Genomic DNA, 13,566 nt, shown 5'->3' with positions numbered 1-13,566 from the left:
CCCCGCCGCGCATGCGGCGCCCCATCGTTGCCGGAGACTGCAGATTGACAAGGTTGGCAGAAGCTGTCAACATTTTAGATATAGAGATTTCACATATAGTAATGGAAGCATGTTGCCAGCCGATCCGCGACGCCTCGACATTTTGCCCTCGGACCATTCCGGCGCTGACCTGCCCGACACATCGGCAGGTTCTCCGGGAGCGATGAAGCTCACTGCCGGGGGCGCGCTCCTTGCGCGCCTGAAAGCTGTCGGCGTGGACTACATCTTCGCCAATTCCGGAACCGATTTTCCGCCAATCATCGAAGGGCTTGCCGAGGCATCGGCAAAGGACCTTGATCTGCCGGAAGCGCTCGTCATGCCGCACGAGGCGGCGGCGATGGGCATGGCGCACGGCTACTACCTCGCGACCGGCAAGGCGCAGGCCGTCATGGCCCACACCAATGTCGGTCTCGCCAACTGCGCCATCGGGGCGATCAACGCGGCGGCCGAGCAGGTTCCGATCCTGCTGTTCTCGGGCCGCACCCCGACGACTGAGCAGGGGCGGCTCGGCTCGCGCACGGTGCCCATCGGGTGGGGGCAGGAAATGCGCGACCAGACAGCCCTGGTGCGCGAGGCCTGCAAATGGGATTACGAACTGCGCTTTCCCGAACAGGTGCCGGCGATCGTCGACCGGGCCTACGCCGTCGCGAACTCGACGCCCCCCGGTCCCGTCTATGTGAGCCTGCCGCGCGAAACGCTGTGCGAAGCCGTGGCCTATCCCGACCTCGCAGCGCCACCGAGCGTCGCTCCGGCCAAGGCGGCTGTCGATCCCGCAGCACTGGCTTACGCGATCGACCTTCTTGCCAAGGCTGAGCGCCCGCTGATTGTCGCGCAGCGCGGTTGCGGGAGTGCTGCGGGCTTTGAGCTGCTCGCCGAAATCGCGGAAGACTGGGCAATTCCGGTCGTCCAGTACTGGGCCATCCAGCTTGCGATTGCATCCGACCATCCGATGTCGGCGGGCATGAACCCGTCGCCCTACATCGAAGAGGCGGACGTCATCCTGGTGATCGACTGTCTCGCGCCGTGGTCGCCTGAGATCCACAAGCCGAGAGACGACGCCCGCATCATTCATCTCGGGCGCGACCCGCTCTATGGCCGCTTCCCGGTCCGGCATTTCGCCTCGCATGTTTCCCTTGTCTCCGATGTCGCCGACGGTCTGGCCGCGCTTGCGAACGGGTTGGGGCCGTATCGGAAAGAGGCCAACGCGCGCATCGCGGCGCGTCGGCCGATTATCTCCGCTCGTGTGAAGGAAACCCGCGCGCAGGTGATCGACGGGGCACGCGCAGGGGCGGGCGCCCCGATGACCAAGGACTATGTCAGCCTTTGTCTGTCGGAAGCGCTGGGCGAACGCGATGCGGCAGTGTTGTCCGAGCTTGGTTGTCCGCTCGCACCGCTGACGCTCAGCCACGCGAATTCTTGGTATCAGGAACCCCATTCGGGCGGGCTCGGCTGGGCGTTTCCCGCCGCGCTCGGCATGTCGCTGGCCAACCGCGACCGTCTCGTCGTGGCGACCATGGGCGACGGCTCGTACATCTTCTCCAACGGACCTGCCTGCCACCAGATCGCGGAAGCGCTCGATCTGCCGGTCCTCATCCTCGTGCTCAACAACTCCGAATGGGGTGCAGTGCGCCAGTCGGTGCTCGGCATCTATCCGGATGGCTTCGCGGCGAAAGCCAACTCCATGCCGCTCACCTCTTTGAAGCCGACCCCCGATTTCACCAAGATAGCGGAGGCGAGCCGCGCATGGACCGCGCTCGTCAGCGACGGCGAGGAACTGCCGCAGGTGCTTGCGCGCGCCATCGAGCACATCGAGACCAAACGCACCCACGCGCTCGTCGAGATCCGGATACGACCGTGAGAGCGCGCACAGATTCTGCCGATTGAACGGCAAAGGGAGGATGGCGCGGCGGAGGAACGTCACGCGCCTTCAAACACGCGAAAGGGAGAGACATGAAACTTCTGGCCAGAACCACGGCTTTTCTGTTGATCGCAACCGCCGGCGCATCCGCGCAGAACGTCGAGTTGCGCTTTTCCACATGGCTGCCGCCCAAGCACGGCGTGCACGAGGCGCTTCAGAACTGGGCCGCCTCGATCAAGGAAAAGAGCGGCGGCACGATCTCCGTCACGCTTTATCCGGCGGAGCAACTCGGTCGCGCCAACGACCACTACGACATGGCGCGCGACGGCATCGCCGACCTCTCATTCCTGAATGTCGGCTATCAGGCCGGGCGTTTCCCGCTCGCCGAAGCCGTGCACCTGCCCTTCACCGTCGCCAACGGGGTCGGGGGCAGCAAGGCGTTCGACTCGTGGTACCGGCCGCATGCGGAAACCGAAATGTCGGACGTGAAGTTCTGCCTCGGCTTCGTTCATGAACCGGGCACGCTTCACGCCAAGAAGGAGATCCGCTCGCCCGCCGAAATATCCGGCATGAAGATCCGGTCGGCGCATGCCACCATGGCGAATTTCGTCACCACCCTTGGCGGCACCAATGTGCGTGTGTCCGCGCCCGAGAGCCGTTCCGCGCTGGAATCGGGCGTCGCGGACGCCGTGACGTTCCCCTGGGAATCGGCCAAGATCTTCGGTCTCGACAACGTCGTGAGCTACTCGATGGAGGCTCCACTCTACGTCGCCGGTTTCGCCTGGGTGATGAACCACGGCACCTACGACGCGATGACCGACGAGCAGAAAGCGGTGATGGACGAACACTGCTCGACGCAGTGGTCTGGCGAGATCGGTTCGACGTGGAGCGTCCACGAGAAGGCCGGGCACGAAGCGCTGAAGACCAAAGCCGGCCACACCGTATACGAACTGACCGCCGAGGAAACGGCCGCCTGGCGTGAAGCCGCCGCGCCGCTTCGCCAGCAATGGATCAACGGTGCGGGAATAGACGACGCGCAGGGCGTGTTCGAGAGCTTCGAGGCCGCCCTGGAGGCCGAAGGCGCCAAGGTCGAGTAGAGCCGCGACCAACCATCGGCAGGTGCGGCCACGACGCGTTCGTGGCCGCCTTCCTTTCACAGCGCCGGAGACATTTCCCCATGGGCCGCATTCTTTCCGCGATCGAGGCGATTGCCGGCCTCGCGCTGGCCGTCGTCGCAGCGCTGATCTTCCTGACGGCAGTGTTGCGGTACGGCTTCTCGATGAACCTGCCGGACGGCTTCGACTTCGCGCGCTACCTGCAAGGCATCGCGATCCTATGGGGCCTGTCGGTCGCGACCTACCGCGGCAGCCACATCTGCGTGGACGTGATCTGGGAGATCTCGCAGCCGGCGACCCAGCGCGCCATCGACATATTCGCTTCTGTGCTGACGGCCGGTTTCTTCTGCCTGTTTGCCTGGGCGCTCTTCAGCCGGTTCCCGTCCGTCATCGGCTCGAATGAGGTGACGGCCGACATGCGTATCGTGATCTGGCCGTTCTACCTGACCGCGATCTGCGGCGCTCTGGCTACCGCCTTCGTTTCTCTCGTCGTCGTCCTGCGTTCCTTCAAGCCTTCACATGAGCAGCATCATGGATAGAGAACTCATAGCCCTCGGGGGCTTCGTGGCCCTCTTCGTGATGATGTTCCTGCGCGTTCCGGTAGGGATTGCCATGGCTGTCGTGGGCGTGGGAGGGTTCGGGTTCCTGACGAGCTGGTCGGCGGCGTTCCGCCTCCTGTCGCAATCCCCCTTCTCCACGGTTACGGATTTCAACCTGTCGGTCGTGCCGATGTTCATCCTGATGGGGGCATTCGCCTCCGGTTCGGGCATGTCGCGTGATCTCTTCGCGGCCAGCCGCGCATGGCTCGGCCACTGGCGTGGCGGGCTTGGGATGGCGACCATCGCGACCTGTGGCGGCTTTGCCGCCATCAACGGCTCCTCGGTGGCGACCGCCGCCACCATGACGCAGGTGGCCCTGCCGGAGCTTCGCAAGGCCGGCTATGGCGACAAGCTTTCCACCGGATTGATCGCTGCCGGCGGGACGCTCGGCATCATGATCCCGCCCTCGGTGATCTTTGTTCTCTATGCCGTCGTCACAAATCAGGATGTGACGCGCTTGTTCATCGCGGGCATTCTGCCCGGCCTGCTGGGCATCGTCATGTACGCGATCACGCTGCGCATCGTGGTGCATCTGCGTCCGGGCGAGGTGCCGCAGGCGATGCCTGCCTCCTGGGGTGAACGTTTCGCGAGCCTGTCATCCGTCTGGCCCGCCATCCTGTTGTTCGCCTTTGTCATCGGCGGGCTCTATGGCGGGTTCTTCACGATCACCGAGGCGGCCGGCATGGGTGCGATGGGCGCGCTTTTCATCGGCGTCGCGCAGGGCCGGCTCGGTCCCAGGCAGATCCTCGATTGCCTGATCGTGTCCCTGCGCACCAGCGCGGCCATCTTCCTGATCGTCATCGGCGCCTATCTGTTCGGCTACTTCCTGACGATCACGCAGACCACGCAGAACATTATCGGCTTCCTCGTCGATCTGCCCATCGGCCCTTATGGCGTCCTGTTCCTCGTGGTCGTGGTCTACATCGTCCTGGGCGCGATCATGGACGAACTGGCGATCATCCTCGTCACGATTCCTGTCGTCTTCCCGGCCATGATGCAGCTCGGCTTCGATCCGACATGGTTCGGCGTCGTTATCGTCATGACCTGCACGCTCGGCATGATCACGCCACCCGTGGGCATGAATGTCTTCGTGATCAACTCACTGGCGCGCGATGTCACGTTGGGTACGATCTATCGCGGCGTGGCGCCGTTCATCATCTCCGATTTCATCCGCCTGTTCCTGATCTGCGCGTTCCCGATCATTTCGCTCTTCCTGCCGAACACGATGTGAGGCGGGATCGCCATGAAAAGGCTGGGGAGGCGGTCTGATCCGAAATCCATGCCGTGGACCAAAACGGCGGTCCCGATCGATCTGTCCCTCAATGGGTTCGCGGCCGGCCTCGACAGGGTCAAAACGCTTATCGAGAATTGACGCCGCCAGCCAGCATCCGCTTGATCGGCCGTTGTCAGTTATCGGGGATCAGCATAACGGAACCTTGTCGCAGCCATATCCAGGCTGAGATGGCGTCAGGCGTGGTTATTCAAATTGCCCGCTTTCGATCAGCGACTTGATGAGCATGCGCATGGCATTCGTCAGGTGCCGCTCGTTTCGGGTGATGACCTGGGTTTGAGACGTGATCTTCGAGGCGTAATCAAGCGGCAGCGGCACGAGTTGCTCGTCGAGTTCCCGTTGAGGTGAGGGGCGGAACGGCATGAGGAAAACCCCTTCGCCCAACAGCACGAACTTGCGCACGATGGCATAGGAGTTTGCCGTCAACGTCGGCCGCAACACCACATTTTCCGAGCGGGCGATAAGGTCGGTAACCTGCCGTCCGCCGAATTCGGGATGCAGCATGCCGATAGGAAACTCCACGATGTCCATAAGTTTGGGATCGCGTCCCAGATGAGCAAGCGGGTGATCCCGGTGAACGACGACACAGATCGGGACATCGGATCGTGCGTGAAATTTCAGGTCACGGTCGTTGGGTGCGAAGTAGGTGACACCGATATCGGCTTCGTCTTCGAGAATGGCTCGCACGGTCTCGGCCGTCGGATGGATGCGGATGTCGAGATCGATGCCGGGATATCTCGTCTGAAACGTACGAAGGGGTTCGTTGACGACCCACTCGCCGAAACCCTCTCCCATCGAAAGGCGAATAAGTCCCCGCTTGATATTGCGAAACTCGTCCAGCCTCGCCCGTAGCTGAATATCTGCTGATCGCTGCGTTCGGTAGTATTCGCAAAGTGCGCTGCCCGTTTCGGTCACTTTGACCTTGCGGCCGTGCCGCTCCAAAAGCGTCAGCTCCAGTTCGCTTTCGAGGGCGGCGATCTGACGGCTGATCGAAGACGCATTGATCTTTAGCTCTTCAGCAGCCTGTCGGATTCCTCCGCAGGCATCGGTGTAGAACAGGTACCGCAAACGGGTCGGATCGAGCATCGATCATCCTAGCAGAAAGTTCGAAATCGTTGCTTTTTACGCAACGAATTGTATCGATCGCGGACATTGTTCGCAACATCGTTTCCCCTTAAGGCTTTCGCCAACGCGACGGACGTCGTCGTTTCGAGTGTGACGATTGGTCTATTGGGAGGCAGCATTGCGTATCAGAAAAGTTATGGCTGTGGCGGCATTGGCGCTAGCGACATCAGTCTCGGTGCTCGGGAACTCCGTAGGTGCGGCGGATGCCCAGGCTTTCCGCTTCGCCACGCAGAGCGACTTGAAGTCGTTGGACCCCTATGCGCTTGCGGAGACTTTTTCGCTGGCGATGATCGGCGGCGTCTATGAAGGGCTTGTCGCGCGCGACGAAAATCTCCAGATCGTGCCGGCGCTTGCCGAAAGCTGGGATGTCTCGGAGGATGCCCGCACATGGACGTTCCATCTGCGCCAGGGCGTCAAGTTCCAGGACGGCCAGGACTTCACCGCCGACGACGTGATCTTCTCCGCCGACCGCGTCCGGTCTGTCGGTTCGGATCTCAAGAGCCGCGTCCCCGCCGACGCGGTGTTCAAGAAGATCGACGACTTTACCGTTGAGGTGACGACACCCGATCCGTCGCCCCTGCTGCATGCGGTTTGGGATACCTGGTACATCGTGTCCAAGAGCTGGGCCGAGGAACATGGCGCAACGGACGTCGCAAGCGCATCGTCTGCTCCATCCTACATCTCGCTGAATGCGAACGGAACCGGCCCCTTCAAGCTCGAGCAGCACCAGCCTGGCGTTCGCACGACCTGGAAGCCCAACGCCGACTGGTGGGGCACGCCAACGCACAATCTCGACGAGGTTGTCCTCACTCCAATCTCCTCCGGCGCGACCCGCGTTGCCGCGCTGCTTTCCGGCGAAGTCGATATGATCGATCCCGCGCCGCTTCAGGACGTTGACCGCATCAACGCCAGCGGCAATGCGTCCGTTCTCCAGGGGCCGGAAGTTCGCACGATCTATTTCGGCTTCGACCAGAAGCGCGACGAACTTCTGTTCTCGTCGGTCAAGGGCGAGAACCCGTTCAAGGATGCGCGCGTGCGTCGTGCGGTGTATCAGGCGATAAATGTGGATGCGATACATGAACGCATCATGCGCGGAGCTTCGGTTCCCACCTCGCTCATCGTGGCCAAGGAACTGTTCCCGCTTGCCGACGAGTTCGAGCGGCCCGCCTACGATCCGGAAGCTGCCCGCGCGCTTCTGGCCGAGGCAGGCTATGGCGACGGTTTCGAGGTGACGCTGGACTGCCCGAACGACCGCTACGTCAATGACGAGCGCATTTGCCAGTCGGTAGTGCCGATGCTCGCCCGCGTCGGAATCAAGGTGAATCTCAACGCCGAACCGAAGGCCACCTATTTCGGGCGCATCTTCGCCAGCGGCGGCTATCACACCTCGTTCTATTTGCTCGGTTGGCAGACGAACGGCTCGGGCAGCCTCGGCGTTCTTCAGGACCTCTATCGTTGCCGCGACGACGCAGGCAATGGCGGCGGCTCCAATGTCGGCGGGTATTGCAGCGAAGAGGTCGACGCGCTGATCAAGCAGATCGCCGTCGAACCCGACGAGGCGACACGCAACGATCTCATTCGCCAAGCCTACGAGATCGCCCAGAACCAGGAAACAGCCTATGTTCCGCTGCACCAGCAGTCGCTGGCCTGGGGTGTGTCGAACGATGTCGAAGTCGTGCAGCGCGCCGACAACGACTTCCGCTTCTATTGGGTAACCAAGGGCGAATGATGCCGCCTTTGCCGGCGGTCTCATGACCGCCGGCCGTTCCCGATCTGGCGCTTGCGCACATGTGCGCGGCGCATAACAGGACGAATGCAATGCTTGCCCTTGTCATCCGACGGCTTCTGCAATCGCTCGCAGTGATGCTGGTCGTGTCGCTTCTGGCCTTCGTGATGTTTCGATATGCGGGCGACCCGGTCAACCAGATGGTCGGCGCGGAAACGACCCCGGCGGAGCGCCAGATGGTGCGCGAGAGCCTCGGTCTCGATCAACCGACACTCGTGCAGTTCGCGCGTTATGTCGGGCGCGTCGTGACACTCGACTTCGGCGTCTCCTACCAGTTCCGCCAGCCGGTGACGAAGCTTCTGGCCGAGCGGCTTTCCGCCACGCTCGAACTTTCCTTCGTGGCAGCCGTGATTTCGCTCTTCGCCGGCATCGTGCTCGGCGTCTACTGTGCCCTCAATCCGCGGGGCCGAATTTCATCACTGCTGCAGAGCGTGTCGCTGGTGGGCGTCAGCCTGCCGACATTCCTTATCGGCATCCTGCTGATCTACGTCTTTTCCGTATCGCTCGGCTGGCTGCCAGCATTCGGGCGCAACGGGCTGGTACGGGTGACCGAGAATTGGTCGACGGGCCTGTTGACGATCGAGGGATGGAAGTCGCTGATTCTGCCCGCAATCACGCTCGGACTGTTCCAGATGACGCTGATCATGCGCCTCGTGCGGTCCGAAATGCTGGAGGTGCTGCGCACCGACTTCGTCAAGTTCGGCGTCGCACGCGGCTTGCCGCGCATCCGCCTTTACTTCCGCCACGCGCTCAAGAACACGCTGGTGCCCGTGATCACTGTGGTCGGCCTTCAGATTGGCTCGATCATCGCCTTTTCCATCATCACCGAGACGGTGTTCCAGTGGCCGGGAATGGGGCTGTTGTTCCTGCAGGCCGTGCAGAACGTCGATATCCCGATCATATCCACCTACCTCCTTTTGATCGCGCTGCTGTTCGTCACGGTCAATCTCATCGTCGACCTGATTTACAACTTCATCGATCCGCGCCTCAAGGACGCCTCCAGCTAATGGCCGAGGTCACCTCCGATACCCCGAAGCCGGTCGAGCCGACCTTGCGCGCCCGTATCGCCGACAGCGACATCTTCATCGATTTCGTCCGCAGCCGGCTGGTCATGTTCGCCACCGCGCTTCTGCTCGTCATTCTCGGCGCCTCGCTGCTCGCGCCGTGGATAGCGCCGACGGACCCATTCGATCCGATGACGCTCGACATCATGAATTCGAGCCTGCCACCGATCTGGCAGGCGGATGGCCAATGGCCGTTCGTTCTTGGGACGGACGACCAGGGCCGCGACATGCTCTCGGCCGTTCTCTACGGCCTGCGCGTGTCGATCATCATCAGCGCGATCGGCGTATTCCTCGCCGCCACGCTCGGTATCTGCCTCGGCGTTCTCTCCGGCTATTTCGGTGGCTTTCTCGATGCCTTCATCATGCGCGTCGCCGACATTCAGCTCACATTCCCGGCGATCCTGATCGCGCTGCTGATCGACGGCCTGCTGCATGGCCTCATGCCGTCGCTGTCGCGCGAAAGCAGCGCCTCCTGGGTGATCATCCTGTCGATCGGCCTGTCCTTCTGGGTGCAGTACGCGCGCACCATCCGGTCCTCTACCATGGTCGAGCGCAAGAAGGACTACGTGAACGCCGCCCGCCTTTTCGGCCTGCCGCCCGTCGCGATCATGACGCGGCACATATTGCCGAACGTCATGGGTCCGGTACTCGTCATCCTGACCATCAATTTCGGGCTGGCGATCATCACCGAGGCGACGCTTTCCTATCTCGGTGTCGGGCTGCCGCCGATGCAGCCCTCGCTTGGCACACTCATCCGCATCGGGCAGGAATTCCTGTTCTCCGGAGAGTGGTGGATCGTCGCGTTTCCCGGCATCGCGCTCGCAATGCTGGTCCTGACCATCAACCTCCTGGGCGATTGGCTGCGCGACGCGCTCAATCCCCGGCTGCGTTAGGAGGCGGAGAATGTCCGACACGATCCTTTCCGTCGAAAACCTTCGCGTCGAATTCGACACGCGCCGCGCGAGGCTTGTCGCGCTCGACGACGTCAGCTTCTCCATCGCGAGAGGCGAGGTTCTGGGCGTCGTCGGCGAATCGGGAGCCGGCAAGTCGATGACCGGCGCGGCGATCATGCATCTCATACCTCGCCCTGGCCGCATAGCCGGAGGCCGCATCATGCTCGGCGACCAGCGCATCGACAATCTCGAGCGCACCGGCATCGAGGCCATTCGTGGCCGGCGCATCGGTATGATCTTCCAAGACCCGCTGACCAGCCTTAACCCACTGATGACGGTCGGCGATCATCTGGTCGAAACGATCCGCGTCCATCTTCCTCTCGGCAGGCGGCAGGCGCGCGCCCGCGCGATCGAGTTGCTCGAGGAAGTGGGTATCCCGGATCCGGAGGTGCGCATCGATTCGTATCCGCACGAATTTTCCGGCGGACAGAGGCAGCGTGTGGTGATCGCGCTGGCGCTATGCGCGGAGCCGGAACTCGTCATCGCCGACGAGCCGACCACCGCTCTCGACGTTTCGGTTCAGGCGCAAATCATCAAGCTGATCCGCAAGCTGTGCTCGACACGCGGAACCGCCTTCATGCTCATCACACACGATATGGGGATGATCGCGGAGACGGCCGATCGCGTGGCGGTCATGTATGCGGGCAAGGTCGCGGAAATCGGCAAGGTCGGCAAGGTAGTCGGCGCGCCACTGCATCCCTATGCACAAGGGCTGATGGGTGCCATTCCCTCGCTCGACAATGAGGAGCCCAGGCTTCGTCAGATACAAGGCTCGATGCCGTCGCTTACCGCACTGCCCACGGGATGCTCCTTCAATCCGCGCTGCGAGCACACCTTGGACGTGTGCCGGCTGCGCGCGCCGTCCCTCTCCGGCGAGAGCGATCACAAGGTCGCCTGTCATCTCTACGCGCAGCATGAGGTGGCCGCATGAGCGACAACGAATTCGTCAAGGTCGAAAAGCTCAACCGGATATTCGACGTCTCGAAGCCGCTTCTCAATCGCATCATCGAGCGTAAGCCGAGGCGCTTCGTGCATGCCGCCAACGATGTCAGCTTCTCGATCGTCAAGGGCGAAACCTTCGCGCTTGTCGGTGAATCCGGTTCCGGCAAGTCGACCGTCGCCAAGATGGTCGTGGGTCTCCTGCCCGCCACGTCGGGAACGGTCGAGATCGACGGCGTATCAGTGACCGGCCGGCATGGGAGGGCGCAGATGCGCGCGCTGCGCCGCCGTATCCAGATGATCTTTCAGGATCCCTACGCAAGCCTCAATCCGCGCTGGCGTGTCGCCAGCATCATCGCGGAGCCGATGCTGGCGCTTGGCATCGCGTCGTCGAAGGCCGAGGCGCACCACGAGGCGGGCGAGCTGCTGCGCGTCGTCGGCCTCAATCCGCTCGACGGGCGCAAATACCCGCACGAATTCTCCGGCGGACAGCGCCAGCGCATCGCAATCGCGCGAGCTCTTGCCGCTAAGGCGGAATTCATCGTCTGCGACGAGCCGACCTCGGCGCTCGACGTGTCGGTCCAGGCGCAGATTCTCAACCTCATGCGAGATCTGCAGGAGCAGTTCGGCCTGACTTACCTGCTGATCAGCCACAACCTTGCGGTCGTGCGCCATATGTCCTCGCGCATAGGCGTCATGCATTTCGGAAAACTCGTGGAGGTGGAGGAGTCCAGAGCCTTGTTCAAGAATCCCCGCGAAGCCTACACCCGAATGCTGATCGACGCGGTGCCCGACATATCCGCAGCGACCCGCAGATAGCCTTTCCACCTCGCTTCCCAGCAAGAACACGCCCACCGCGCATCCCCACGGCGCGTGCCTTCGTCGTCTTCCAATCAAGGAATTGCCCCGACAATGTCATCCATCGATCGCAGCAAGCTCGACGCGTACATGCCGGAACTGATCGCTCTGCGTCATGACATCCACGCCAATCCCGAAACCGCCTTCGAGGAGGTGCGTACGTCCACGCTCGTCGCCTCGAAGCTTCGCGAATGGGGCATCGAGGTTCACGAGGGCATCGGCCGGACCGGTGTCGTGGGCGTTCTGAAAGGATCGCGTCCCGGCCAGCGCAATGTCGGCCTGCGTGCCGATATCGACGCCCTGCACATTTTCGAGCGCAACGATTTTGACTACGCGTCCAGGGTGAGCGGCAAGATGCACGCCTGCGGCCATGACGGCCATACCACGATGCTTCTGGGCGCGGCGCGTTACCTTGCCGAGAATCCCGATTTCGCGGGCACCGTCCACTTCATCTTCCAGCCGGCCGAAGAGTGCGCCGGCGGCGCGCCGGCGATGATGGATGACGGGCTGTTTGACCGCTTTCCCTGCGACGCCGTCTATGGCCTGCACACCGAGCCGGGGCGTCCCGTCGGCGAAATCGCGACACGCGTCGGGCCGGCGCTGGCCGGATCGCTGTCGTTTCATGTGACGTTCAAGGGAACCGCCGGACATGGTGGCGCCGCGCCGCACCTTGCAGACGACTGCACGATTCCGGTCGCGCATTTCATTCTCGCCCTCCAGTCCATAGTCGGCCGAAAGGTCGCGGCGATCGACGCAGCGGTGATTTCGATCGGGCATATCTCCGGCGGTTCCAAAGGCTCGCCGAACGTGATGCCCGCCGAGATGCTCGTGTCGGGCACCGCGCGCTATTTCCGCGACGACGTGCAGCAGACCATCCTGCGTGGCCTGCGCGATCAGGCCGAACTCTTCGCCAAGGCAAGCAACTGCACCGTTGATGTCCAGATCGACGAGGGAACGCCGCCGCTGGTCAACCATCCCGAGGCTTTCGAAAGCGCGCTGGCGGCCGCCGAACTCACCTTCGGCAAGGAGAATGTCGAGCGGGAACGAGACCTGTCCACCGGCGGCGAGGATTTCGCGTATTTCTCCAACAAGGTTCCCGGAACCTATGTGTGGATGGGCGGAGGGGTCGGTGCCGACGGCAAGGTGCACGAGGTGCACACCGACCGCTTCGATTTCAACGACGAGTCGATCCCGTACGGCATCTCTTACTGGGTAAACCTCGTTCACACGGAACTGCGCTCCGAAGATGCGTCGCCATCCGATGCGCGAAGCGAACGGTCAACCGACGAGGCGGCGTGAGATGAACGCGACTGCACCGGTACCTTCCGGCACGAGCCTTGCCCGTCGAGGCCGAGCCATGCCGCCGGAAGCGCCACCATCACGTAAAGCGGAAACCGCAGCCCATATTGCGCGACGGGTGCGATACCTAAACCGTTGAGCCTCTGGCTGTAAATCATCATCGCCGCGAGGCTGACGGCAAACACACAGGTCAGCAGCGGTCCGACTATTGCGGCAGTCCAGCTGCCTCGCACGAAGCCTGATTGTCCAAGCAGCGTGATCGCCGCCAGATAACCAACGCCGATCACCACAGCGATCAGGCCGACGCCTTCGATCCGGTTGCGCAATGGTGATGCGCGGTCGCCGACGCCAGGGCTGCCGTCGGGCACCCCGTAGATGCGTTGGACCGATGTGACTCCGACAGGTAGGCGTCGGCAAAACGCTCAAAATCCCTCGGCTCGGCCAGCGATGTCGTCAGCATGTGCGCAAGGCTTTCGGCGATGAGAGACCATAGAATCCGCCGTGGGTCAGTCCGGCTGCCTTCATGACCTCGGCGACACCGACGGCTTCGAATCCCTTTGCGCGGAACAGGCGTCCCGCCTTTTCGAGGATCTGTGCTCGGTTCTCGGCCATCTTTTCGCGGCTGACCTTCATAATCGAC

General features: G+C 62.5%; 11 protein-coding genes and 2 pseudogenes. 10 read left to right on the top strand and 3 right to left on the bottom strand.

The annotated features are described in order from the left end of the window. Positions 1-202: 202 nt before the first annotated feature. From AAFN55_RS17580 to AAFN55_RS17565, 4 genes are all read left to right on the top strand, one after another. A complete protein-coding gene (locus AAFN55_RS17580; RefSeq protein ID WP_347800115.1) occupies positions 203-1,897 on the top strand; it encodes a thiamine pyrophosphate-requiring protein in 1,695 nt (564 codons plus the stop codon). 92 nt (positions 1,898-1,989) lie between these two features. Beyond that, entirely contained in the window at positions 1,990-2,994 is a 1,005-nt protein-coding gene (locus AAFN55_RS17575; RefSeq protein WP_347800114.1) for a TRAP transporter substrate-binding protein, read from the top strand. A gap of 80 nt (positions 2,995-3,074) precedes the next feature. Next, positions 3,075-3,551 carry a TRAP transporter small permease gene (locus AAFN55_RS17570; RefSeq protein ID WP_347800113.1) on the top strand — a complete coding sequence of 159 codons (477 nt, stop codon included), beginning with the start codon at positions 3,075-3,077 and terminating at the stop codon, positions 3,549-3,551. After that, entirely contained in the window at positions 3,544-4,842 is a 1,299-nt protein-coding gene (locus tag AAFN55_RS17565; RefSeq protein ID WP_347800112.1) for a TRAP transporter large permease, read from the top strand. The genes AAFN55_RS17570 and AAFN55_RS17565 overlap by 8 nt, the downstream gene beginning before the upstream one ends. A gap of 246 nt (positions 4,843-5,088) precedes the next feature. Here the strand turns inward: AAFN55_RS17565 and AAFN55_RS17560 are convergent, their stop codons facing one another. Then, positions 5,089-5,988, bottom strand: a complete 900-nt coding sequence (locus AAFN55_RS17560) for a LysR substrate-binding domain-containing protein (protein WP_347800111.1) — start codon at positions 5,986-5,988, stop codon at positions 5,089-5,091. 157 nt (positions 5,989-6,145) lie between these two features. Between AAFN55_RS17560 and AAFN55_RS17555 the strand changes: the two genes are divergently transcribed. The 6 genes and pseudogenes from AAFN55_RS17555 to AAFN55_RS17530 all read left to right on the top strand — a co-directional run bounded on the left by AAFN55_RS17555 (position 6,146) and on the right by AAFN55_RS17530 (position 12,926). Beyond that, entirely contained in the window at positions 6,146-7,756 is a 1,611-nt protein-coding gene (locus tag AAFN55_RS17555) for an ABC transporter substrate-binding protein (protein ID WP_347800110.1), read from the top strand. A gap of 89 nt (positions 7,757-7,845) precedes the next feature. Beyond that, entirely contained in the window at positions 7,846-8,820 is a 975-nt protein-coding gene (locus AAFN55_RS17550) for an ABC transporter permease (protein ID WP_347800109.1), read from the top strand. Then, entirely contained in the window at positions 8,820-9,770 is a 951-nt protein-coding gene (locus AAFN55_RS17545) for an ABC transporter permease (protein WP_347800108.1), read from the top strand. Before AAFN55_RS17550 ends, AAFN55_RS17545 begins: the two co-directional genes overlap by 1 nt. A gap of 10 nt (positions 9,771-9,780) precedes the next feature. Beyond that, on the top strand, positions 9,781-10,761 hold the full coding sequence (locus tag AAFN55_RS17540) for an ABC transporter ATP-binding protein (RefSeq protein ID WP_347800107.1): 981 nt from the start codon (positions 9,781-9,783) through the stop codon (positions 10,759-10,761). Beyond that, positions 10,758-11,585, top strand: a pseudogene (locus AAFN55_RS17535) (ATP-binding cassette domain-containing protein); the annotation flags it as partial. The gene AAFN55_RS17540 and the pseudogene AAFN55_RS17535, both read left to right, overlap by 4 nt. A gap of 96 nt (positions 11,586-11,681) precedes the next feature. After that, positions 11,682-12,926 (top strand): M20 aminoacylase family protein, encoded by a 1,245-nt coding sequence (locus tag AAFN55_RS17530; RefSeq protein WP_347800106.1) that lies wholly within the window; start codon positions 11,682-11,684, stop codon positions 12,924-12,926. Here AAFN55_RS17530 and AAFN55_RS17525 read toward each other — a convergent pair. Together AAFN55_RS17525 and AAFN55_RS17520 are read right to left on the bottom strand one after the other, a co-directional pair. Continuing rightward, entirely contained in the window at positions 12,851-13,294 is a 444-nt protein-coding gene (locus tag AAFN55_RS17525; protein ID WP_347800300.1) for a hypothetical protein, read from the bottom strand. The two genes, AAFN55_RS17530 and AAFN55_RS17525, sit on opposite strands and share 76 nt — an antisense overlap. After that, positions 13,267-13,559 (bottom strand): annotated as a pseudogene (locus tag AAFN55_RS17520) (TetR family transcriptional regulator); the annotation flags it as partial. The gene AAFN55_RS17525 and the pseudogene AAFN55_RS17520, both read right to left, overlap by 28 nt. Positions 13,560-13,566 lie beyond the last annotated feature (7 nt).

The sequence above is a fragment of the Mesorhizobium sp. CAU 1732 genome (assembly GCF_039888675.1).
Lineage (GTDB): Bacteria > Pseudomonadota > Alphaproteobacteria > Rhizobiales > Rhizobiaceae > Aerobium.
This window is presented reverse-complemented; position numbering and strand designations above follow the sequence as displayed.